Below are 22,307 nucleotides of genomic sequence, written 5' to 3' on the forward strand. Positions count from 1 at the left end.
GTCATCATCACCCCGCTGTACCGGCTGTACCTGCTCATCGACCTGCCCGGCATCACCATGAGCGGCAAGCTCTACGACTCCGCCCTCGGGCTCGTGCTGATCCACGTCGCGTTCCAGTCCGGGTTCTGCGCCTTCGTGCTCAGCAACTACATGCGCTCCCTGCCCCACGAACTCACCGAGGCCGCCCTCGTTGACGGCGCCTCCGTATGGCGCCTGTACTGGCAGATCGTGCTGCCCCTGTGCAAACCCGCCATGGCCGCCCTGGCGACGTTGCTGTCCATCTGGATCTACAACGACTTCTTCTGGGCCATCGTGCTGATCTCCACCGGCGAGAACATGCCCATCACCTCCGCGCTGAACAACCTCTCCGGCCAGTACTTCACCGACCCCAACCTCGTCGCCGCCGGCGCCCTCCTCACCGCGATCCCCACCCTCATCGTGTACTTCGCACTCCAGCGCCAGTTCGTCAGCGGCCTCACCCTCGGCGCCAACAAGGGCTGACGCCCACTCCTTGAAAGAGACCCCCGTGCACCACCCCTTCACCCCGGTCGCCTCCGTGCCGGTGGACCCGCGCAGGGCCCGCGTCCACGAGGAAGGCTGGCAGTCCTGGAGCCCGAGCGGCGCCTACGCCCTCGGCACGACGCCGTACCGCCCGACCAACGCCAACTGGGCGACCGTCTGCTACCGGCCCGGCGTCACCGCCCCCGAGGGCGCCTTCCAGGGCGAGGGCCTGCTCGCGCTCGACCCGGGCGACGGCTCCCCGGTCCGCCTCTGGGCGGCGGCGGACCCCCTCCGGGAGGTGCCGTCCATCCGTCTGGTCGTCCGGGACCGGTCCGTGGCGGAGATCAGCGCGGACGGCCCGGTGAAGGAGTGGAGCGGCGAGGACGTCCAGTCGGTGCTGGGGGAGTGGGCCGACGCCCTGGGCGTCGACGAGCCGCGCCCCGCTCCGACGGTCTGGTGCTCCTGGTACGAGTACTTCACCGCCGTCACCGAGGACGACATCCACGAGAACCTGCGCGCGATGGACACCCTCGACCTGCCCGTCGACGTCGTCCAGATCGACGACGGCTACCAGAAGGCCCTCGGCGACTGGCTCACCCTCTCCGGCCGCTTCCGCTCCCGCGCGGGCATCGCCGACGCCATCCGGGCCCGCGGCCGGCGGGCCGGCATCTGGACGGCACCCTTCCTCGTCGACCCGGCGAGCGACCTGGCCGCCGAGCACCCCGACTGGCTCGTCCGCGACACGGCGGGCGGCTTCGCGCACGCCGGCCACAACTGGGACCACGACCTGCGCGTGCTCGACACCACGCACCCGGACGCGGCGGCGTACCTCACCGAGGTGTACGCCACCCTGCGCGCCGAGGGCTACGACTACTTCAAGGTCGACTTCCTGTACGCGGGGGCGCTGGAGGGCGTACGGCACGGGACGGGTGACCCGATCCAGGCGTACCGCGACGGCATCCGGCTCATCCGTGACGCCATCGGCGCCGACGCGTACCTGCTGGGCTGCGGTGCGCCGATCCTGCCGTCCATCGGCCTGTTCGACGCCATGCGCGTCAGCCCCGACACGGCCCCGCACCGCCGCCCCGAGGCCGACGACTACAGCCAGCCCGGCCAGGACCCCGCCGAGTTCACTGGGGCGGCCAGGCAGTGGCAGCACGGCCGCCTCTGGGTCAACGACCCCGACTGCCTGATGGCCCGCCCGGCCGTGGAGACCCGGGAACAGTGGGCGGCGCACGTGGAGGCCACCGGCGGACTGATGGCCTCCAGCGACCGCCTGCTCTCCCTGGACCAGTGGGGCGTCGACACCACCCGCCGACTGCTGTCCGGAGGTGCCGAGTGAAGCGCGCCCTGTCCCTGCCCGGACTCGCGTACGGCGGCGACTACAACCCCGAGCAGTGGCCCGAGGAGGTGTGGGCCGAGGACGTGCGGCTCATGGCCGAGGCCGGGGTGAACATGGTCAGCGTCAACATCTTCTCCTGGGCGCTGCTCGAGCCCGCCGAGGGCGCGTACGACTTCTCGCGCCTCGACCGCATCCTCGACATGCTGTACATCCACGGCATCGCCGCCGACCTGGCCACCCCGACGGCGGCCCCGCCGGCCTGGTTCTTCAAGGCCCACCCCGAGGCGCTGCCGGTGGACGCGGACGGGCGCCGACTGTCGTACGGCAGCCGTCAGACGTTCTGCCCGAGCAGCCCGGCCTACCGGGCGGCGGCCCTGCGGATCGCGGGCGAACTGGGCCGTCGCTACGCCGACCACCCGGCGGTCGTGATGTGGCACATCCACAACGAGTACGGCTGCCACAACGCGGAGTGCTACTGCGACACCAGCGCGGAGGCGTTCCGGCGCTGGCTGCGGGCTCGCTACGCCGATGACCTGGCGGCGCTGAACAACGCCTGGGGCACCACCTTCTGGAGCCAGTGGTACTACGACTGGGACGAGATCATCCCGCCCCGCGCCACGGGCGCGGTCCCGAACCCGACCCACCGGCTGGACTGGCGCCGGTTCTGCTCGGACGAGCTGCTGTCGCTGTGCACGGCGGAGCGGGAGATCCTGGCCCAGGCCGCTCCGAACACCCCCGCCACCACCAACTTCATGGTGATGTACAACTTCGACTCGTTGGACTACTGGCGCTGGGCGCCCGCGCTGGACGTCGTCTCCAACGACCACTACCTCCGCTCCACCGACCCCGAGTCGGAGATCGACATCGCGCTGAGCGGCGACCTCGTACGCTCCCTGGCGGGCGGGCCCTGGCTGCTGATGGAGCACTCGACGGGTGCCGTGAACTGGCAGCCGGTGAACAGGGCGAAGGAACCGGGCGAGTTGAGACGCAACGCGCTCGCCCACGTGGCCCACGGCGCCGACGGCATCGCCTACTTCCAGTGGCGGGCCGCCAAGGCGGGCGCCGAGCAGTGGCACTCGGCGATGCTGCCGCACGCCGGCACCGACAGCGCGATCTGGCGGGACGTCGTCCAACTGGGCGCGGACCTCAAGGCGTTGGCCGAGGTGCGGGGCAGCACCGGCACCGCCGAAACGGCGATCGTCTGGGACTGGAACGCCCGTTGGGCCCTGGAACTCCCCTCCCAGCCGAGCGAGGAGGTCCGCTACCTCGACCTGGTCCGCTCCTGGTACGAGCCGCTGTGGCGGTCGGGCGTAGCGGTGGACTTCGTACGCCCCGACGCGGACCTGTCGGCGTACCGCCTGGTCCTGTCCCCGAGCCTGTACCTGGTGGACGACACGGGCGCGGCGAACCTGACCTCGTTCGCCGAGCGCGGCGGCACGCTGGTGGTCGGCTTCCACAGCGGGGCGGTCGACGAGAACTGCCACGTACGGCTGGGCGGTTACCCCGGAGCGTTCCGCGAGGTGCTCGGGGTGCGCACGGACGAACACTTCCCGCTGCTGCCGGGCCGGACGGTGGGCCTGGAAGGCGGCGGCACGGGTTCCCTGTGGTCGGAGCGGGTGCGCCCGACCGGCGCCCAGACGGTGTCCGCCTTCACGGACGGCCCCCTGACCGGCGTCCCGGCGATCACCCGACACGGCTACGGCACCGGCACCGCCTGGTACGTCGCCACCCTGCCCGACCCGGACACCCTGGCCGCCCTCCTCGAGCGCGCGTCCGACGAAGCGGGCGTGACACCGGTCCGCACCGGCATCCCCCAGGGCATCGAGGTCGTCCTGCGCCGCGGCCCCGACGCCGACTACCTCTTCCTCATCGACCACCTGGGCCTGGGCGCGGAGGTACCGGTCGCGGCGGGCGCGGTCGAACTCCTCACGGGCAAGCTGCCGGCCGACGGTTCGGTGCGGGTGCAGCCGGGCGGGGTGGCCGTGGTCCGGGAGGCGCGCTGACGGTCGGTGCGCGGATCACTTACCGGGGTCGGGCCCGTACCACTGGAGGGCCTGGCCCGTGACTGCGGCGATGCACTCGAAGTCGCGGTCGCGGTGCAGCAGGGTCAGGCCCTGGAGTTCGGCGGTGGCGGCCACGACGAGGTCCACGGCGCCCGCGCTGCGGTGGCGCCCCCGCCGGGTCAGGGCTTCCTGGACCTGCCATGCCCTGTCGTACGCGCGATCGTCGACGGGGACCCACCCGAAGAGCACCCGCAGGTCCTCGATGCCGCGGGCGCGGTCCTCGGGGGAGCGCGCACTGTAGAAGAACTCGAGCTCGGTGATCGGGCACGTCGCGAGGAGACCGGCCGCGGCGGCCCGGTCCCAGCCGTACTGCTCGGCGTCGCCCCGCAGGAACCTCGCGAGGGCACTCGTGTCGATCAAGTACTGGGCTGCGTTCACCGCCGGTAGTTCCCCTTGTCCTCGAAGAGATCGAGGTCGAAGGCACCTTCCCCGGCCGCGGCACGCAACCGGGTGAGGGCCAGCGCACGGCGTCGGTTCTCCAGCACCTCGCGCAACGCGGTGTTGACCGTCTCCTTCTTGGTGCTGGTGCCGAGGGCTTTCGCCACGTCCGCGAGCAGGTCGTCGTCGAGGTCTATCACCGTACGACTCATCGAGGCACCTCCATGTATATCAACTGTGCCATCAATGATATCGCGCGAGGTGTGACCAGATCACGCGCCGGAGCGCGGCACGCCCCCACGACGTGCCGCGCTCCTTCCCCCGGTCCCCCCGGGTTTCCCCCGGCTTCTGGTTAGACAGTCTCCACCGTCGGCAGCGTGCCCGTGCGGGCCGCCTGGCCGTACCACAGGGCGCTGGACTTCGGGGTGCGGGCCAGGGTCGCGTAGTCGACGTAGACCGCTCCGAACCGCTTCTCGTAGCCGTACGCCCACTCGAAGTTGTCCAGCAGGGACCACAGGAAGTAGCCCCGCACGTCCGCGCCGTCGGCGATGGCGCGGCGCACCGCCGCCAGGTGGCCGTGGAGGTAGGCGACCCGCTCGGGGTCGTGGACGCGGCCGTCCGAGTCGGGCTTGTCGTCGTAGGCCGCGCCGTTCTCGGTGATGTAGAGGGGCAGGCCGGGGGCCTCGCGGGTGTAGCGCATGATCAGGTCGTGCAGGCCCGTCGGGTCGACCGTCCAGCCCATCTCCGTGCGGTCGCCCGGCGTCTGGTGGAAGGCGACGTCGTCCGCGCCCGGCCAGGGGGAGTGGTTGCTCGCGCCGTGCCCGTCGGTACGGGGCCCCTGGACCTGTGCGTCCGCCGCCGAGACGAGGGTGGGCGTGTAGTAGTTCAGGCCCAGCGCGTCCAGCGGCTGGTTGATGGTGCGCAGGTCGCCGTCGAGGACGTACGACCAGTCCGTCACCGACGAGGTCGCGGCGAGGAGCGTCTCCGGGTAGGCGCCGTGCAGCATCGGGCCGTGGAAGACGCCGTTGGCCAGGTCGTCGATCTTCCGGACGGCCGCGAGGTCCGCCGGGTCGCTCGGCGAGAGCGGGCGCACCACCGACGAGTTGAGGCTGACCGCCACCGTGTTGCGCGACGGCATCGACGACCGGAGCGCGGACGTGCCCAGGCCGTGCGCCAGGTTCAGGTGGTGGGCCGCGCGCAGGGAGGCCGCCGGATCCGTACGGCCCGGGGCGTGCACCCCCGAGGCGTAGCCCAGGAACGCGCTGCACCACGGCTCGTTCAGCGTGATCCAGCTCTCCACGCGGTCGCCGAGCGCCTCACCGACGATCTGGGCGTACTCGGCGAAGCGGAACGCCGTGTCGCGCTCGGGCCAGCCGCCGGCGTCCTCCAGTTCCTGCGGCAGGTCCCAGTGGTAGAGCGTGACGGCCGGCTTGATGCCGTGCGCGAGCAGCTCGTCGACCAGGCGGCGGTAGAAGTCCAGGCCCACCTGGACAGCCGGGCCGCGGCCCGTCGGCTGCACCCGCGACCAGGAGATCGAGAAGCGGTACGCCGTCAGGCCCAGCTCCGCCATCAGCGCCACGTCGTCGCGGTAGCGGTGGTAGTGGTCGACAGCGATGTCACCGGTCTCACCGCCGGCGGTCTTGCCGGGCGTATGGCTGAAGGTGTCCCAGATCGAGGGGGTGCGGCCGTCCTCCCGCACCGCCCCCTCGATCTGGTACGCGGAGGTCGCGGCGCCCCAGAGGAAGGCGGGAGGAAAGGTCACCGACTGTGCGGACTCAGGCATGGAAGCGCTCCCAGAGGAAGTCGTGGAGAACGACGGTTGGGGGAGGGGAGAGGCGGGAAGGGAGGAGGGCGAGACGGCGGTGGCTCGGCCCTCCGGGGAAGCAGGGGCTCACCCCTTGACGGCACCCTGCATGATGCCGCCGACGATCTGCTTGCCGAAGATCGCGAAGACCAGCAGCAGCGGCAGCGTGCCCAGCAGCGCACCCGCCATGATCAGGGACTGGTCGGGGGTGTAGCCGCGGCCCAGGGCCGAGACCGCGACCTGAACGGTCGGGTTGCCGTTCTGGGTCAGCACCAGGAAGGGCCACAGGAAGTCGTTCCAGGTCTGGACGAACATCAGCATGCCCAGGACCGCCATCGCCGGACGCGCGGTCGGGAACACCACGTGCCACACCACGCGCCAGCTGCTCGCGCCGTCCACCCGGGCCGCCTCGATGATCTCGTCCGGCAGGGCCTGGATCAGGTACTGCCGCATGAAGAACACACCGAACGCGCTCACCAGCGAGGGCAGGATCACCGCCTGCAGCTGGTCGGTCCAGTCGAGCTTGGCGACCATCATGTACAGCGGGATCACCTGGAGCTGCGGCGGCACCATCATCGTGCCGATCACGATCAGCATCAGGGCGCCGCGCCCCTTGAACTTCAGCTTGGCGAAGGCGAACCCGGCGATCGTCGACAGGAAGACGATGGTCAGCGCCGAAACACCGGCGACGATCGTGGTGTTGAGGAACGCCTTGCCCAGGTTGGCGTCCGTCCAGGCGAGTTCGAGCTTGTCGAACAGGCCCGAGCCGAACCAGAACGGCGGCGGGTTCTGCGCCAGGCGCTGGTTGTCGCGCGAGGCGGCGATCGCCGTCCACACCAGCGGGAGCAGCGACACGATGGTGAACACGCCGAGGATGATGTACGCCACCGGACCGGCGTGCATCTGCCCGCCCGCCCGCGCCGCCTTCATGCCGCGTGAACGCTTCGGCGGCTCGGGCGCCGCGTCGGCCTCGGGTTTCGTCAGGGTCGTCGTCACGGCCGGTTCTCCTAACTACTGGCGCGCAGCCGGCGCGAGATGACGTAGTTGACGATGCCGATCACGATCAGGATCAGGAACATCGTCCAGGCGATCGCGGAGGCGCGGCCCAGGTGCTGGTTCACCCAGCCCTGTTCGTACATGTACAGGCCGAGCGTCTGGAACTGGTGCTGCGAGCCACCGGAAGCACCCTTGGTGGAGTCGAACAGCAGGGGCTCACCGAAGAGCTGGGAGGCGCCGATGGTCGACACCACGCAGGTGAACAGGATCGTCGGGCGCAGCGAAGGCAGCGTGACGTGGAGGAACTGCCGCCAGCGGTTGGCCCCGTCGAGGGCCGCCGACTCGTACAGGTCCTGCGGGATCGCCTGCATCGCGGCCAGGTAGATCAGCGCGTTGTAGCCGGTCCAGCGCCAGATCACGATCGAGGAGACGGCGATCTGCGAGGGCCACTTCTCGTTCTGCCAGTCGATCTTGTCGATGCCGATCAGGTCCAGCGCCCAGTTGATCATGCCGTAGTCACGGCCGAAGAGCAGGGCGAAGACGAGGGACGCCGCCGCGATCGAGGTGGCGTACGGCGCGAGCATCGCGACCCGGTAGAAGGTCGAGGCGCGCAGCCGGTAGTTGAGGATGTGGGCGATGCCCAGCGCCATCATCAACTGCGGGACGGTGGAGATGATCCCGATGGTCAGGGTGTTCTTCGCCGCGTTCCAGTAGAAGTCGTCGTCGAAGATCCGGGTGTAGTTGCGCAGGCCCACCCACTCCATGTCGGTGGGCGCGGTCAGCTCCACCGCGTGCAGCGAGGCCCACGCCGTGTAGATCAGCGGGAACAGGCCGAACGCCGCGAACAGCAGGAAGAAGGGCGAGACGAAGGCGTACGGGCTCCAGCGCACGTCCCGCTGCCAGCGACGGGAGAGCCGGGCGCGCTTCCTCTCGTCGTCCGGCGGCACGGCGTCGGCGGACGGACGGGCCGGGGCCGCGCCCCCCTCCTTCGCGGGGGGCGCGGCGGCGGTGTCGTGCCGGGTGGACATACCGGTCACTTCTCCAGGTTGTTGTCGATGGTCTTGACCGCGTTGTCCCAGGCGTCCTTGGGCGACTTGCCCTGCGTCACCAGGATGACGCCGTTGTCGGTCAGGCCCTGCTGGATGATCTGGTCCTTCGCGCCGACCACCTGGACCGGGAGCTCCTTGGCCAGCGGCGCGTAGATCTGGCCGATCGGGGCGTCACCGGTCATCTTGTTCTTGGCGTCCTTGACCAGCGGCAGGTCGTAGGCCGCCTGCGCGGTCGGGAAGCTGCCGCGCTTGGCGAAGAGCTTCGCCTGCTGCTCGGGCGCGGTCAGCCAGGCGGCCAGCTTCGCGGCCTCCTCGGCGTGCTTGCCCGACTTCGGCACGCTGAGGAAGGAGCCGCCCCAGTTGGCGGCCTTCGGCGGCACGGCCAGGTCCCACTTGCCGGCGCTCTCCGGCTTCGACTTGCCCTCGATGTAGCCGAGCATCCACGGCGGGCAGGCCATCGCGGCGAACTTGCCGTTGGCGATCGTGGTGTCCCAGGCGGGCTGGAACTGCGTCTGGTTGCCGACCAGCTTGTCCTCGGCGGCCTCGGCCGTCAGGTCGAACGCCTTCTTGACGGCCGGGTTCGTCTTGTAGACGACCTCGCCGGAGGCGTTGTAGAACCGCTCCTTCTCACTGCCGATGATGGCGTTGAACAGGCCGCCGGGGGAGTCCAGGAAGGTGGTGCCCTTGGGGGCCTTCGCCTTGTAGTCCTTGCCGACCTCGATGAGCTTCGCCCAGTCGCCCGCCCACAGCTTGCCGACCTGCTCGCGGTCGGTGGGCAGACCGGCCGCCTGGAACAGGTCCTTGCGGTAGCAGATGGCCATCGGACCGACGTCGGTGCCGAGCCCGACCGTCGTACCGCTCTTCGCGGTCCCCTGCTGCCACTTCCAGGGCAGGTAGTCGCTCTCCTTGCCGTACTTCGACAGGTCGACGAACTTGTCGGAGTACTTCTCGACGACCTCGGCGATGTTGCCGACCTCGATGCCCTGGATGTCCTGCAGGCCGCTGTTGGTGGTGAGGTGGTTGACCAGCGGCGGGTAGTAGTTCTCGTTCCGCTCGATGACGGTCTGCTGGATGTCGATGTCCGGGTGGAGCTTCTCGTACTCCTTGTACAGGCCGGCCTCCTCGAAGCCGAAGCTGCCGAAGAGTCCCAGGGTGATCTTCGTCTTGCCGCTGCCGCCGCCCGACGACGAGCTGTCGCTGTCGTCGCCGCCGTCGTCGGCACAGCCGGCCAGCAGCCCGGTGCCCAGCGACGCGACGGCCGCGAGGACCAGCGCCTTGCGGGCGATTCGGGTACGTGCTCGCATTGCGTCCTCCTGTTGCCCTGACGTGCCGACCCCCCGGCCAACTGCGTGGTTGGGCCCGTTAGTTCTCGTTGCGGCTCGGGCGGGGAACGTGCGGGATGTGTATGTCTCAGGTACCGTGGGAGCGCTCCCACAAGTGATGTGTTGAAGAGTCGTCGGTCCGAGCGGGGGTGTCAAGGGAGTGGGCGCGGAGAGATGTGTTCAGTTATCGGGCTGTTAACTAACTCCAGGGGGTGGCGAACATTCCGCCCGAATTGACATAAATGGGTCCACTGGGTGGACGACAGGGGCGGCAGCCCCCGTGCCGGTCACCGACACGGACAGGACTGTTAAATTCCAGGCCATCGGTAGGGTCGACAGGAGGCGGAGCCCATGGCAAGCCACGGAGCGCGGAACCGGAGTGGGGGGCGGCCCACCCTCGAAGAGGTCGCCGCGCGCGCCGGCGTCGGCCGCGGCACGGTCTCCCGGGTGATCAACGGCTCGCCCCGGGTCAGCGACGCGACCCGCGCGGCGGTGGAGGCGGCCGTCGCCGAGCTGGGGTACGTCCCCAACACGGCCGCGCGCGCCCTGGCCGCGAACCGGACGGACGCGATCGCCCTGGTCGTGCCCGAGCCGGAGACCCGCTTCTTCGCGGAGCCCTACTTCTCGGACATGCTGAAGGGCGTCGGGGCCGAGCTGTCGGACACCGAGATGCAGCTGCTGCTGATCTTCGCCGGCAACGACCGCGAGCGCCGCCGTCTCGCCCAGTACCTGGCGGCCCACCGCGTCGACGGCGTCCTGCTGGTCTCCGTCCACGCCGACGACCCGCTGCCCGACCTGCTCGCGCAGCTGGAGATCCCCGCGGTGATCAGCGGCCCCAGGTCCGCCGCGGAGACCCTCACCTCGGTCGACTCCGACAACTACGGCGGCGCCCGCTCGGCCGTGGAGCACCTCCTCGACCGGGGCCGCACCCGCATCGCCCACATCACCGGCCGCCTCGACGTCTACGGCGCCCAGCGCCGCGTCGACGGCTACCGCGACGCCCTGCGCGACGCGGGCCACGTCGTGGACGAACTCCTCCTCGAACCCGGCGACTTCACCGAGGAGGGCGGCAGCAGGGCGACGCACAACCTGCTGGAGCGCCGCCCCGACCTCGACGCGGTCTTCGCCGGCTCCGACGTCATGGCCGCCGGCGCCCGCCAGGCCCTGCGGGAAGCGGGCCGCCGCATCCCGGACGACGTGGCCCTCGTCGGCTACGACGACTCCGCCATCGCCCGCCACATGGACCCGCCCCTCACCAGCGTCCGCCAGCCCATCGAGGAGATGGGCCGCCGCATGCTCGACCTCCTCCTCGCGGAGATCGCGGACCGCCGGCCTGCGGCGTCGCGGGGGCTGGAGCGCCGGCAGGTGGTGTTGGCTACGGAGCTGGTGGCTCGGGCGTCGTCCTGAGGGCGGCGCGCCCGGGGCATACCTGGCAAGCCATCGACGACGTAGTCGCGGGGCTGAGGGGATCGCACCGTTCGGAGCCCTGGATTGGTGGCAGGTGATCGTCGGTCAGCGCCGATTCGCCTGCGACACGGGGGTGAACAACGCGGCCAACATCAGCTTCCTGCTCTTCACTCGAAGCACCTCGCTGACGTCATCCGTCCCTGAAGGAGTCCTGTGGCATCCATCAAAGACATTGTCTTCGACAGCCCTCATCCGGCGTCGGCCGCTCGATTCTGGGCGCAGGCTCTGGACGATTATGAAATCGCGCCGTACGACGACGAGGAGCTGACCAGGCTGCGCTCCCTGGGGATCGACGACCCGGAGGACGATCCCACTGTCCTGCTCGTTGGCACGGACAGCAGGTTGCCCCGCATCTTCTTTCAACGGGTGCCAGAGGACAAGCGGGCCAAGAACCGGGTCCACCTCGACCTGAGCACGACCGATACTGCCGAAGAGGTCAAGCGGCTATGTGCGCTCGGGGCAACGGTTCAGGCCGTGCACGAGGACTGGATCACGATGCAGGACCCCCATGGCAACGAGTTCTGCGTCATGCGCTCGTGAAATCACGCCTCTCGTTCCTTCCTTGCCCGCACCGGTGTCGTAAGCCCGGTCGCCAACCCATGCCGTGGGTGTCTTCCCGCTCTCCGCGCCGGCTCGCTGGACACCTCGGCCCAGACCTGTTTGCCCCATCGGTAGAGGTCGGTGCCCCACCGCTCCGCCAGGGCATCGACCAGGAGGAGACCCCGGCCGCTGGTGAGGAGGTCGTCACCGGGCTTGGCCACCTCCGGTAGCGTGCGGGCCTTGTCGACGACCCCGATCCGCACGTACCGCTCGCTCGGCCTGGTGATGACGACCCGGATCACGCGGCTGTTGGTGTGCTTGACCGCGTTGGCCACCAGTTCCGAGACGAGCAGTGTCGCGGTGTCGGTCAGCTCCTCCAGGTTCCAGACGGCCAGAGCCGTTCGTACGAGCTTGCGGGCGGTCGCGGCGCTCTCCTCAACACCCGGGAGTGTCTCGGAGTATCCGGGGTGCCCGGTGTGGTGCGGCTTCGCTGACACGATCATCTGAACCTCAGGGGAGTCGGTGTACCCGGCCTTGGTTCAGTCAACGACCAGTCGTCTGCTCCGAGGAGGAAAGGTCGGCCGGGTGTGCGTCGGGCACGACCGGAAATTTCCCCGCTTCTGCCGTCACCGATGGCGCATCGATGGCTACCGTGGGTGCGTGCAGGGGAACGCGAGCCTCAACAGCGCCATGCGGGAAGCGGGCTTCAAGCAGGGCGAGTCAGCCGAAGCCGTCAACGAGTACCTGCGTCTGCACGGCTACGACGGCACCGTCAGCGACCGGACGGTGCGCAACTGGCTGACTGGAAAGACCCACTGGCCTCACCCGCGTCAACGCGAGGCGCTGGAGGCAGTATTCGGATGTACGGCCGAAGCGCTGGGCTTCAGCCCACCAACGGCAGGCCCGCCCGACAGCGAACCGGAGTCTCCCGTGAGGCGCAGGAACTTCCTCACCGCCACCACCGGCACAGCCGCCGCCGTTGTCGTGACGCCGATCGTGGACTCACGACCGACCTCCGTCGGTACCTCCGACGTGATCCGCCTCCGCAGCGGCTTGGATGCCCTGATGGCCCTGGACGCGGCCAGGGGAGGTCACGAGGGTCTGGAGCGGGCCGCCCTGGCGGGAGCGGACGAGGCCCTGGAGAAGGTCGGACTGGCCGCCTCCCAGCGTATCCGCCAACGGCTGTTCTCGGTGGCCGCCAACTACATCGCCACGGCCGCTTGGGCCGCAATCGACGGCCACCAGCTCGACCGGGCCCAGACCCGTCTGGACCGCGCCTTGTACCTCGCAGGGATGGCCAAGGACCCCGTCGCGCAGATGCGGGTCTGGAACTCCTACGCCATGCTCGCCCGTCAGCGGGACCAGCACACCGAGGCCGTGGACGCCGGATATGCGGCCCAGGCGACGGTCATCGCCCGGCGAGACCCCTTCTACGGGTCGCTCGCCCACGCCCGTACTGCTGTCGCCCACGCCAACGTCGGTGACCGCCAGGCCGCCATCCGGTCCTTGGGATACGCCCACGAGGCCTTGGAGAAGGCGCCGCCGGACGAGCCGCGGCCGAGCTGGGTGAGCTTCTACGGGGTGGCCGAGCTGACCGCCATCAAGGCCATCGTGTGGGGCCGGATCGGAGATGCTGCCAGGTCCGAGGCTGCCTCTCATCAGGCGCTTTCCGCGATCCCCAGGCACTTCCGCCGCAACCGCGCGCTGGCCACCACGCGGCTCGCTCTTGCCCAAGTCCACCAACGCGAGGTCGAGCAGGCGACCACTGCGGCGGCCTCGGTCTTCGAGTTGATGTCCGGCAATCCGATCCCCGGCCGGCTGCGGTCGCTGCTCGGAGACTTCTACCGCGACTTGATCACTCTTGTGCCGGACGCGCGGGTCGCACAAGAGTGGGGAGACCGCTATCGATCCGAATGGAGCCGAGCCTGATGGCCGACTTGGACGTCCGTCACTTCACCCATGACGACCTGCCGCAGATCCGGCAAACGATCATCGACATCCACGCGGATGCCCAGGGCGAGGCCATGCAGGACGACTTCAAGAAGCGCTTTCCCTGGTTCGTCGACCACTGGGGCGGGAACCCCAGCTTCGCCTGCGTGATCGCGTACGACGGTGAGCAGGCGGTGGGCTTCGCGTACGGAGCGCCCGCCAACTGGGGCCGCGAGTGGTGGCGGGAGTGCATGGACGAGACGCCGGAGAAATCCAGGACCTTCTCGTACTCCGAGCTGGCCGTCCGCCAGGCGTACCGGAAGCAGGGGATTGCCGACCTCCTCTCCCGGGCTCTGCTCGACAACCGGGACGAAGACCTGGCCGTCCTCCTGGTGGACGTCACACACCCCAGAGTCCAGAAGCTCTACGAGTCCTGGGGCTTTCGGAGGGGGGCGAGCGGCAGCCCTTCCCGGACTCACCTGTGTACGCCGTGATGCTGGCCGAGCTGCCGCTGCCGCAGTGACCGGGCAGGGGTCCAAGACTCACTCGTGCTCACTGATGGGGAACGGTTGACCTCAAGTCCGGTTGAGCTCCTACGTTCGGGTGTGCCGATGTCGACGTACCGGAAAGGAACGGCCATGAGGACGCTGGTGCTGGGGAGGATGCCCGCCAGGGTGACGGCGGTGCTGGACACGCTGCGCGCGGACGGCTTCGACGCGGAGGGGGTGACCGCCGACGAGGAGGCTCGGAAGCTGTTGGAGGCCCAGGAGTTCGCGGTGCTGATCATTGGTGGGGGCGTGGCGCCGGACTCCCGCGCAGCGCTCAAGGAGTTCGCCGCCGAGCACGGGGTACGACGGGTGATCGACGGCGCCTTGACGGAGCCGTTCGACGCCTACGTCCGGCGGGAGTTCGAGCCGCTGATCCGGGAGACCGCCTCCGAAGGGTGACGGCCATGTCTGCCCAGGCGCTGATTCGGGCGGACCCCTCACCAGCCGCAGATCGCGCGGGAGGCGGATGCGGCTGCGTCGCCGCCCCGGCGGGCACGCGCCCAAGTGAAGCGTCTTGAGGGCTCGATCACCACTCACTGCGCGCTGGGAACACCCGCTGGGGCCCGGACCCGATCACCTACGACAGGGGAGAGGTGCCGGGCCTCGAATTCTTCGCGGACGACGAGATCGAAGCGAAGGTCCGCACCGAGGTGAACGCCGTGATCTGCATGGTCCACGACCAGCTCAGCGAGGCCCCTCGCAGTCGGTGCACGCGAGGCTGTCAGCAGGGCACGGGCAGGTGTGGGCGGGCCGCCTGGGTCGAGTGTCGTTGCGGTTGAGGGCCGGCTGTGAGGGCCCGGCTAGGTTTCGGTGCGCTGCTCCAGGCGGCTGCCGCGTGGAAGGGTGACGGACATGATGTCGCTGGGGCCGTCCAGTGCGATGCGGTGCCATCGCCCGCGCGGGACGATGGCGGCCGTTCCCGCCGCCAGCTTGATCTCCTCCTCCTTCTCACCCGGCTGCTCCGGGCGGAAGCAGAGACGTATCCCGCCGGTGAGGCAGGACACGACTTCGTCCGCGGCGGAGTGGACTTCCCAATGGTCAGCGTGGACGTCGGCGTCGGTCTCCACATGGAAGGTCATCATCTGCCAACCGTCCCGCTCGGGGTCGAACACGGGTTGTTCGGCGCGCACCTGGCCGCTCGGGCCAAGGTGAATGAAGGAGGAGAAGAGATCGATCGGGGTGACGGTCATGCCAGGACATCCATTCTGTGGTCGTCGTTCAGCTGGTGAGTTGTAGGGCTTGGGGCGGTACGGTCGGCCGCGGCCGCCTACTGGGCCAGGGCACGGCGCAGGGCTGCGCCGAGTTCGGCGAACTGCCGCTGCGACACCTCGGCGGACAGGACCGCCAGCGAGCCGTGAAAGGTGCCCGGCCACTGGTGCAACTCGACCGGGACGCCCGCCTGCAGCAGACGCAGCGCGTAGGTGATCCCCTCGTCGCGGAGCGGATCGAACTCCGCCGTGGCCACGTAGGCAGGGGGGAGGCCGGACAGGTCGTCGGCCCGGGCCGGGGCGGCGTACGGTGTGGCGGGTCGGGACCCCAGGTAGTGCCGCCACGCTGCCGTGAGTGTGTCGCGATCATGCAAGGGCGTATCGGTGAAGTTCCGCTGCGACCACGTCTCCTGACGGTCATCGAGCAAGGGCTGATTGAGCAGCTGGAAGCGGATGACAGGCCCCTGCTGATCACGCGTCCGCAACGCCACCGCGGCTGCCAGCCCAGCGCCGGCACTGTGCCCTCCGACGGCGATCCGGTTCGAGTCGATGCCCAGCTCAGCCGCGTGCTCGGCCGCCCACGTCAGTACGGCGTAGGTGTCGTCCAGGGCGGCCGGGAACCGGTGCTCGGGAGATCGGCGGTAGTCCACCGAGATCACCACCGTGTCGGCTTCGGCCGCGATCCGGGCGGCGAAGTGGTGATCGGTGTCCAGGTCCCCCATGACCCAGGCTCCGCCGTGCAGCCAGACGAGGGTGCCTTGTGCCCCGCTCGGGCGGTAGATCCGCACCGGCACGTCCGGATCGGCGGGCACGGTACGGTCTTCGATCTCCATTCCTGATGTGTCGGGCGCCGGTGCCGCGGCGGCTCGTGCGGCGTAGTTCTCGCGGTCGGTGACCGGGTCGGACAGGTCGGCTTTCGGGACCAGTGGGACGAACGCTTCGAGTTCGGGATCCATGACGACCATCCTCGTCGTCAGCACCCAAGGGGTCAGCCGCCAACTGTCGCGTATCTGGACTGAGTTACGCACCGACCGGCGCACCGAACAGCTCCTACCCTTGCGCTATGGAGGCTCTCGCTGAACGGCTGTCGCACCTGGACTCACACGCCCAAGGCGCAATTCGCGTCGTCGCGTTCTACGACACATTGATGCGCCGACGGGTGGATCTCCCCGCACTCGCCCGAGCCTCAGCGGGGCTGGCCGGGTGTGTGGTCGGGATTCGGCTCCATGGCACGGGGAGAGTGATCCGCAACTCGCCCGACGGGCAGACGCCCGCTCCGCCGCGCCCTGCGTCCACCACGGCGCCGATCACACTCGACGAGGAGGAGATCGGCACGGCGTGGCTGGAACGCCCCGGCCCGCCCGGTCCGCTCGACGAAGTGCTCCTGGACCGGCTCGCCCTCGCCGCCACCGCGGTCGTCGAGCGCTACGGCCCAGCGCGCACCACCATGGCAGACCCCGCCCTCGTCGAACTGGCGATCAGCTCCGACAGCGACGAGGCGGCCCGAACCCGGGCGCTACGGCTCTTGGGGTTCGCCGCCGACCTACCGGTCCGCGTCGTCGCCGTCCGTTCACCGCTTCCACTCGACCAGGTCGGCACCCTGATCTGCCCGGCTCGCACGGTCAAGGCGGCACCGCTCGCCGACGTGGGTGTCATTCTGGCGACCACCGTGGACCAGGGCCGGTTTCCAGCAGGTGTACGTGCGGGCATCGGTGCCGCCGAAAGCCCTGAGTTGTCCTGGCGGCAAGCCCGCACCGCTCTCCGCTTCACCACCCCGCGCCGCCCGATAGCCTCCTACGTCGACCTCGGGGTGCTGGCGCTGCTCGCGCAGGTCCCCCAGGACAGCGCGCGCGACAACGCCGACGTGGCCGCGATCGCCCGCATCGCCGACAGCCAGCAAGATCTGGAGACGCTGGACGCCTACTGTGCCACCGGCTCCCTCCGCAAGGCCGCCGACCTCGTCCACCTGCACCACAGCAGCGTTGCGCGCCGCCTCGAACAGATCGGCAAGACCCTGAGCATCGAACTCACCGAGCCCGCTGGCCTGATACGGGCGGGGCTCGCCCTCACCACATGGCGGCTGCTCAACGACTGAGGAAGGCCCACGGTCCGGGCGTGTTCGGTGCCTCCTCCGGGCCCGGGCCCGGGAGTCGACTCGGCGCAGGGAACAGTCGGCGACGGGGTCACGGGTGCAGGCGTAGTCGCCAGCGTTGCTCGCCGTCGTGGACTTCGTCGGTGGGGGAGAGGCCGACGGCCGCGGCCACGGTGGCGGAGGCCGTGTGGGCGGGGTGGATGTGGGCCACGATCGTGTGGACGGGGTGGTCGCGCAGCCACTCGACGAGACCCCTCGCCGCTTCCGAGGCGTAGCCGCGGCCCTGCCAGGGCGTGCCGACCACCCAGGCGATCTCGGCGGCGCCCCGCGCGGTGATCGTGGCCTGGACGGTCCCGACGAGCTGCACCTCGCGGCGCGCGCGCAGGACCCAGTTGCACCAGGACACGGACGGATCCGGGGAGCCGGCGACGAGACGCCCGTAGCGGGCCCGCAGGGCGTCGGGGGCCAGGGGCTCGCCGCCGATGAAGGCGTGCAGGGCGGGGTCGGACAGGACGACCGCCATCTCGTGGGCGTGCTCGACGCCCAGCGGGAGGAGGTCGAGGCGGTCGGTGTGGATCGGCTCGGCTTGAACGGTGGCTCCCCGGCGTTTCCGTGCGAAAAGCGAATCAGCCGGTGACCCTGTTTCCAGGGTCACCGGCTGATTACTCAGGGTGAGTGACGGGACTCGAACCCGCGGCATCCTGGACCACAACCAGGTGCTCTACCAGCTGAGCTACACCCACCATGACCGGCGCTTCGAGGAATCTTCTCCCCGACCGGCCGAGAAAAAGTGTACAGGGTCCGAAGGGGTGCTCGCGCACACGTTTCGCGGCGCCCCCTCGCGGACCGAGCTCACGCCTGCTGAGCAGGCAGGACGTGCTTCGCCGCGATCGTCTTCGCGGTGTCCGAGTCCGGGCCGGGCTGCGGTACGAAGATGGCCTCGCGGTAGTAGCGCAGCTCCGCGATGGACTCGCGGATGTCGGCGAGGGCGCGGTGGTTGCCGTTCTTCTCGGGGCTGTTGAAGTAGGCGCGCGGGTACCAGCGGCGGGCCAGCTCCTTCACCGAGGAGACGTCCACGATCCGGTAGTGGAGGTAGCTCTCCAGCGTCGGCATGTCGCGGTGCAGGAAGCCGCGGTCCGTGCCCACGGAGTTGCCGCACAGCGGCGCCTTGCCGGGCTCCTTCACGTGCTCGCGGATGTAGGCCAGTACCCGCTCCTCGGCCTCGCTGAGCGTCGTGCCGCCGGCCAGCTCGTCGAGCAGGCCGGACGCGGTGTGCATCTGGCGCACCACCTCCGGCATGGTCTCCAGTGCCCTGGAGGGCGGCCGGATGACGATGTCGACGCCCTCGCCGAGCACGTTCAGTTCGGAGTCGGTGACGAGGGCGGCAACCTCGATGAGCGCGTCGTCCGACAGCGAGAGGCCGGTCATCTCGCAGTCGATCCACACCATGCGATCGTTCATGCGACCACCCTAAGGCTGAGGTTCACCGGAAAGGCACCGACCGGGGCCCATGTGCCATGGACCCCGGTCGGCTCTCCGCTCTTCTCCGCTCGGCTCAGCTCACGTCCCGCTGCGCTGCCCGGGCAGGCTCGCCCGGCTCGGGACGTACGCCTCGCGGGCGTGGTCGCGGGTGTGGTCCGACTGCAGGCCGATGCCGGCGGTGGCCGCCGTGCGTCGGGCCTGGAGCGGTACCGCGCTCTCCGGGTGCAGACCGGCCGGGGGGAGGCCCGGGGCGCCGGTCACCGGCGGCGGTGGCGCCTCGCCGTCCGTCGGCTTGTCGGCCTGCGGCCTGCGGGCGCGGTACGCGGCCCGGTAGGCGGCGGGGGACGAGCCGAGCTGGCGGCGGAAGTGGCCCCGCAGCGCGACGGGGGAGCGGAAGCCGCAGCGGCCCGCCACCTCGTCCACCGAGTAGTCCGACGTCTCCAGCAGGCGCTGGGCCTGCAGGACGCGCTGCGTGATCAGCCACTGCAGCGGCGCGCTGCCGGTCAGGGACCGGAAGCGGCGGTCGAACGTACGGCGGCTCATGTACGCGCGCGCGGCCAGCGTCTCCACGTCGAACTGCTCGTGGAGGTGCTCCAGCGCCCAGGCGACGACCTCGGCGAGCGGGTCGGCACCGATCTCCTCTGGTAAAGACCTGTCGAGATAGCGCTCCTGGCCGCCGGATCGGCGCGGCGGGACCACCAGGCGGCGGGCCAGCGCGCCGGCCGCCTCGTTGCCGTGGTCCGTCCGCACGATGTGGAGACACAGGTCGATGCCCGCCGCCGTACCCGCCGACGTCAGGACGTCGCCGTCGTCGACGAACAGTTCGCGCGGATCCACGTGCACCGACGGATAGCGCTTGGCCAGCGTCGGTGCGTACATCCAGTGTGTGGTCGCGGGACGGCCGTCCAGCAGACCCGCCGCCGCCAGCACGAAGGCCCCGGTGCACAGCCCGACGATGCGGGCGCCCTCCTCGTGTGCCCGGCGGAGTGCGTCGAGCGCCTCCTCCGGTGGCGGCGAGGTGATCGAACGCCAGGCGGGCACGACCACCGTGCCTGCCCGGGAGATCGCCTCCAGGCCATGTGGTGCGGTGAGTTCCAGGCCCCCTGTGGTCCGCAGCGGGCCCTCCTCGCCTGCGCTCACCAACAAGCGGTAGCGCGGCACGCCGGCGTCCTGGCGGTCAATCCCGAACACCGACAGTGGAATGGAACTCTCGAAGATGGGGCCGCCGCTGAACAGCAGCACCGCGACGATCTCCTTGCGGCGTCGCCCGGAAAGTTTCCGGGCCGCGGCTTCCGGCGCGGCAGTGGAGTCGTGGCTCATACTGCTAAGCCCCCCTCGGTGGTCGCGGCTCCTCGGTTGTGTCGCTCCTGCACGTTTCCCCTCGGTCCTGCACGAGTCCCCCGCCGTAAGACAGTCAAGATCAAATCTACTGGGTGCCGTTGTGCCTCGTGCCGCCGCGGCCGGGTTGGATACCCGGCACATTGTCGACATGGCAACTTGGCGTGAAGCATTCGATCACGAAGCGTTGCACTCGTGGGGCGTGCAGGGAAGTGCGCCTTGTCGCAGTGGCCAATCCACGTAGGGTGCACATGGTCCCGGAGACCCTTTCCATGCAGGTCAAACGGGGGGTGGGGGGTGGTTACGGCAAGGGATGCACACCCGCCAGAAGTTGGCTGAAAAGATGCGGTTGCGTGCGTGAAAACCGGTCAGCCGACCGGTGTGTTTCCCCCAGTGTGACGCCCGCCCCTGTGGGAGTCGGTTCCGGCCTTCCGCGCGCGGCCCCGATTGCGCTCGGAGCGGCGCAGCAGGAACCGGCAGACCGCGGTTACGGCGGCGAGGCCGAGCGCGGTGCCCGCCGTGCCGGCGAGGGAGGCGCCGTACCCGAGCAGGACCACCGGGACGATGACACAGCTGAAGGCGGCCCAGCGGATGACGTCGGTCACGGTGTCCTCGGTCGGGTGACCCTCGGAGGTCGAGCGGGGTGAGGGCATGACGGGCTCCCAGCGATGGCGGTTCACGAGGTTCAACGCGTGTTCGATCGGTCGGTCACTGCCGCGACGGTCCTGTGAGCGCTCGGTGAGTGAATCCTGTGCGAACCGGCTGTACGAGGCAGCAACCATTGCGTTACGGGCGCCCCCTCGTGCATGCTCCCTGGAACCCCGCGCACAGTGGGTCGAGAGCTGAGCCGAGAGCTGGGCCGTTCAGGCTTGGCGCCGTACCCTTGGGGGTAAGGGGTTGGGAAGATGATTCCCGGACACAGCTCCGCCGCACACTGTCGTCCCACCCAATAAGGATCACAACGCCGAGACAGCCATGGCCGGTCACGAATTCTTCGAACCCGCGGACCGCAAGCGGCCGGTCGCCGATCCCACGGCGGCCGATCCCCTGGCGGCGGAAGAGCCACGCCATTCCTGCGATCCCGCCTTCAAGCACGGCGTGGTCGTCGGCTTCGACGGCTCCACCTCCAGCGAGCGCGCCCTCGCGTACGCGATCGGCATGGCCCACCGCTCCGGCTCGGGCCTGATCATCGTCCACGTCGCCAACCGGCTGCCGACGACGGTGTGGGCCGGCTGCGAGCCGCCCGTCTTCGTGGACGTCCCCGATCACCGCACCGAGGTCCTCGGCCTCGAGCTCGCCTGCGCGGACTATCTCGCCGAGGTGCCGTGGATCCTCGTGGAGCGCGGCGGTGACATCTGCCACGAACTCGAAGAGGTGGGGCGGGAGTACGAGGCCGACGCGATCGTCGTGGGCTCCACGCACGGCATCGTGGGCCGCCTCTTCGGCTCCGTCGCCGGCCGCCTCGCCAAGCGCGCGCAACGGCCCGTCGTCGTGATCCCCTGACCGCCGCTCCGCGCCGGTCAACTCCCTTGTGTGCAGCACAAATCTCCCGTGCGGAGGTTGATTGTGCCCTTGTGAAGGGCATATATCGCTCACCGCACCACTGCACCTGCACGAAGGGAGCCCGCCGTGGACAACGACGTCTCCGCGGGAAACACCACCACCACCATCGCCGGCCGACTCGCCCTGGGCATCACCCTGTTGGCTTTCGGACTCGGCCACACCGCTCTCATCGACGGCGTGACGGCGGCTGACGCCGTATCAGTGGCCCACTACGTGGGCGGCGTTGCGCTCTTCGTCGCCGGCCTGCTGGCACTGCGCGAGCGCGACCCCGCCAACGGCACGGCGTTCGCCGTACTCGGCGCGATGTGGTTCACCTGGGCGGTCACCGACGGCGCGCGCGGCTCGGGCAACGCCGCGGGGCTCTTCCTGCTGCTGTTCGCCCTGGTGGCGCTCTCCCTCACCCTCGCGGGCGGGGACCAGCTCGGGCAGGGCGTCCACGGGCTGCTCTTCGTCTCGCTGGTGCTGCTCGCCGTGGCGGTCTTCGCGGACAGCTCCGCTCTCGCCGAGGTCGCCGGCTGGTTCGCCGTCGCGGCGGGGGCGGTGGCCTGGTACGCGGCGACCGCCGCGCGGGCTCACTGGCCGACGGTTCTTCAGCGGCGGGCTGCTCCCGGCCGGGGTGTGACGGCCACGGGCTGATGGCGGCAGCCGAGGCCGGGGGGTTGGGCTCCCCCGGCGCACGAGCGGA

At 70.0% G+C, this 22,307-nt stretch carries 23 protein-coding genes, 1 tRNA gene and 1 pseudogene; 11 read left to right on the forward strand and 14 right to left on the reverse strand.

The window, feature by feature from the left end:
- The 3 genes from ACGFNV_RS31005 to ACGFNV_RS31015 all read left to right on the forward strand — a co-directional run.
- Positions 1-501: carbohydrate ABC transporter permease (locus ACGFNV_RS31005; protein WP_393626906.1), on the forward strand; the 501-nt coding region annotated here is incomplete at its 5' end.
- A 25-nt stretch (positions 502-526) separates the two neighbouring features.
- Entirely contained in the window at positions 527-1,843 is a 1,317-nt protein-coding gene (locus tag ACGFNV_RS31010; RefSeq protein ID WP_393626908.1) for a glycoside hydrolase family 36 protein, read from the forward strand.
- Positions 1,840-3,846 carry a beta-galactosidase gene (locus tag ACGFNV_RS31015; RefSeq protein ID WP_393626910.1) on the forward strand — a complete coding sequence of 669 codons (2,007 nt, stop codon included), beginning with the start codon at positions 1,840-1,842 and terminating at the stop codon, positions 3,844-3,846. The genes ACGFNV_RS31010 and ACGFNV_RS31015 overlap by 4 nt, the downstream gene beginning before the upstream one ends.
- Before the next feature lie 15 nt (positions 3,847-3,861).
- Here the strand turns inward: ACGFNV_RS31015 and ACGFNV_RS31020 are convergent, their stop codons facing one another.
- The 6 genes from ACGFNV_RS31020 to ACGFNV_RS31045 form a co-directional block, all read right to left on the reverse strand.
- Complete coding sequence (locus ACGFNV_RS31020) at positions 3,862-4,284, reverse strand: PIN domain nuclease (protein WP_393626912.1); 423 nt, start codon at positions 4,282-4,284, stop codon at positions 3,862-3,864.
- Positions 4,281-4,496 carry a type II toxin-antitoxin system VapB family antitoxin gene (locus tag ACGFNV_RS31025; protein ID WP_393626914.1) on the reverse strand — a complete coding sequence of 72 codons (216 nt, stop codon included), beginning with the start codon at positions 4,494-4,496 and terminating at the stop codon, positions 4,281-4,283. The genes ACGFNV_RS31020 and ACGFNV_RS31025 overlap by 4 nt, the downstream gene beginning before the upstream one ends.
- A 140-nt stretch (positions 4,497-4,636) precedes the next feature.
- Entirely contained in the window at positions 4,637-6,067 is a 1,431-nt protein-coding gene (locus tag ACGFNV_RS31030; protein ID WP_393626916.1) for a GH1 family beta-glucosidase, read from the reverse strand.
- A gap of 108 nt (positions 6,068-6,175) precedes the next feature.
- On the reverse strand, positions 6,176-7,084 hold the full coding sequence (locus tag ACGFNV_RS31035) for a carbohydrate ABC transporter permease (RefSeq protein WP_393626918.1): 909 nt from the start codon (positions 7,082-7,084) through the stop codon (positions 6,176-6,178).
- 11 nt (positions 7,085-7,095) lie between these two features.
- A complete protein-coding gene (locus ACGFNV_RS31040; RefSeq protein ID WP_393627321.1) occupies positions 7,096-8,112 on the reverse strand; it encodes a carbohydrate ABC transporter permease in 1,017 nt (338 codons plus the stop codon).
- Positions 8,113-8,117: 5 nt separating this feature from the next.
- Complete coding sequence (locus ACGFNV_RS31045; protein WP_393626920.1) at positions 8,118-9,437, reverse strand: extracellular solute-binding protein; 1,320 nt, start codon at positions 9,435-9,437, stop codon at positions 8,118-8,120.
- A gap of 369 nt (positions 9,438-9,806) precedes the next feature.
- Between ACGFNV_RS31045 and ACGFNV_RS31050 the strand changes: the two genes are divergently transcribed.
- Together ACGFNV_RS31050 and ACGFNV_RS31055 are read left to right on the forward strand one after the other, a co-directional pair.
- On the forward strand, positions 9,807-10,862 hold the full coding sequence (locus ACGFNV_RS31050; RefSeq protein WP_393626922.1) for a LacI family DNA-binding transcriptional regulator: 1,056 nt from the start codon (positions 9,807-9,809) through the stop codon (positions 10,860-10,862).
- A 213-nt stretch (positions 10,863-11,075) separates the two neighbouring features.
- Entirely contained in the window at positions 11,076-11,462 is a 387-nt protein-coding gene (locus tag ACGFNV_RS31055; protein WP_393626924.1) for a VOC family protein, read from the forward strand.
- A 2-nt stretch (positions 11,463-11,464) separates the two neighbouring features.
- On the opposite strand, the gene ACGFNV_RS31060 is transcribed toward ACGFNV_RS31055, so the two are convergent.
- Positions 11,465-11,965 carry an ATP-binding protein gene (locus ACGFNV_RS31060; protein ID WP_393626926.1) on the reverse strand — a complete coding sequence of 167 codons (501 nt, stop codon included), beginning with the start codon at positions 11,963-11,965 and terminating at the stop codon, positions 11,465-11,467.
- 157 nt (positions 11,966-12,122) lie between these two features.
- On the opposite strand from ACGFNV_RS31060, the gene ACGFNV_RS31065 reads away from it, so the two are divergent.
- From ACGFNV_RS31065 to ACGFNV_RS31075, 3 genes and pseudogenes are all read left to right on the forward strand, one after another.
- Positions 12,123-13,391 carry an XRE family transcriptional regulator gene (locus ACGFNV_RS31065; protein WP_393626928.1) on the forward strand — a complete coding sequence of 423 codons (1,269 nt, stop codon included), beginning with the start codon at positions 12,123-12,125 and terminating at the stop codon, positions 13,389-13,391.
- Positions 13,376-13,914 (forward strand): annotated as a pseudogene (locus ACGFNV_RS31070) (GNAT family N-acetyltransferase). Before ACGFNV_RS31065 ends, ACGFNV_RS31070 begins: the two are co-directional and overlap by 16 nt.
- Before the next feature lie 115 nt (positions 13,915-14,029).
- A complete protein-coding gene (locus tag ACGFNV_RS31075; protein ID WP_393626930.1) occupies positions 14,030-14,338 on the forward strand; it encodes a hypothetical protein in 309 nt (102 codons plus the stop codon).
- A gap of 401 nt (positions 14,339-14,739) precedes the next feature.
- Here ACGFNV_RS31075 and ACGFNV_RS31080 read toward each other — a convergent pair whose 3' ends face one another.
- Complete coding sequence (locus ACGFNV_RS31080) at positions 14,740-15,129, reverse strand: cupin (protein ID WP_393626932.1); 390 nt, start codon at positions 15,127-15,129, stop codon at positions 14,740-14,742.
- 77 nt (positions 15,130-15,206) lie between these two features.
- The gene (locus ACGFNV_RS31085; RefSeq protein WP_393626933.1) at positions 15,207-16,103 is read right to left on the reverse strand and encodes an alpha/beta hydrolase; all 897 of its coding nucleotides are present in this window, start codon (positions 16,101-16,103) and stop codon (positions 15,207-15,209) included.
- A gap of 107 nt (positions 16,104-16,210) precedes the next feature.
- On the opposite strand from ACGFNV_RS31085, the gene ACGFNV_RS31090 reads away from it, so the two are divergent.
- Positions 16,211-17,242 (forward strand): helix-turn-helix domain-containing protein, encoded by a 1,032-nt coding sequence (locus ACGFNV_RS31090; RefSeq protein ID WP_393626935.1) that lies wholly within the window; start codon positions 16,211-16,213, stop codon positions 17,240-17,242.
- Between the two features lie 88 nt (positions 17,243-17,330).
- On the opposite strand, the gene ACGFNV_RS31095 is transcribed toward ACGFNV_RS31090, so the two are convergent.
- From ACGFNV_RS31095 to ACGFNV_RS31115, 5 genes are all read right to left on the reverse strand, one after another.
- Positions 17,331-17,816, reverse strand: coding sequence for a GNAT family N-acetyltransferase (locus tag ACGFNV_RS31095; protein ID WP_393627323.1), 486 nt, complete (start codon positions 17,814-17,816; stop codon positions 17,331-17,333).
- A gap of 93 nt (positions 17,817-17,909) precedes the next feature.
- A tRNA-His gene (locus ACGFNV_RS31100) sits at positions 17,910-17,982 on the reverse strand.
- A 109-nt stretch (positions 17,983-18,091) separates the two neighbouring features.
- Positions 18,092-18,700 carry an oligoribonuclease gene (gene orn / locus ACGFNV_RS31105; RefSeq protein WP_393626937.1) on the reverse strand — a complete coding sequence of 203 codons (609 nt, stop codon included), beginning with the start codon at positions 18,698-18,700 and terminating at the stop codon, positions 18,092-18,094.
- A gap of 99 nt (positions 18,701-18,799) precedes the next feature.
- Complete coding sequence (locus ACGFNV_RS31110) at positions 18,800-20,041, reverse strand: helix-turn-helix domain-containing protein (protein WP_393626939.1); 1,242 nt, start codon at positions 20,039-20,041, stop codon at positions 18,800-18,802.
- A 386-nt stretch (positions 20,042-20,427) separates the two neighbouring features.
- On the reverse strand, positions 20,428-20,712 hold the full coding sequence (locus ACGFNV_RS31115; RefSeq protein WP_393626941.1) for a hypothetical protein: 285 nt from the start codon (positions 20,710-20,712) through the stop codon (positions 20,428-20,430).
- Positions 20,713-21,034: 322 nt separating this feature from the next.
- Between ACGFNV_RS31115 and ACGFNV_RS31120 the strand changes: the two genes are divergently transcribed.
- A complete protein-coding gene (locus tag ACGFNV_RS31120) occupies positions 21,035-21,562 on the forward strand; it encodes a universal stress protein (RefSeq protein ID WP_133926081.1) in 528 nt (175 codons plus the stop codon).
- Between the two features lie 126 nt (positions 21,563-21,688).
- On the forward strand, positions 21,689-22,258 hold the full coding sequence (locus tag ACGFNV_RS31125; RefSeq protein ID WP_393626943.1) for a hypothetical protein: 570 nt from the start codon (positions 21,689-21,691) through the stop codon (positions 22,256-22,258).
- Positions 22,259-22,307: the final 49 nt, after the last annotated feature.

It is taken from the genome of Streptomyces sp. NPDC048751 (assembly GCF_043198595.1).
In the GTDB taxonomy this organism is placed as follows: domain Bacteria; phylum Actinomycetota; class Actinomycetes; order Streptomycetales; family Streptomycetaceae; genus Streptomyces.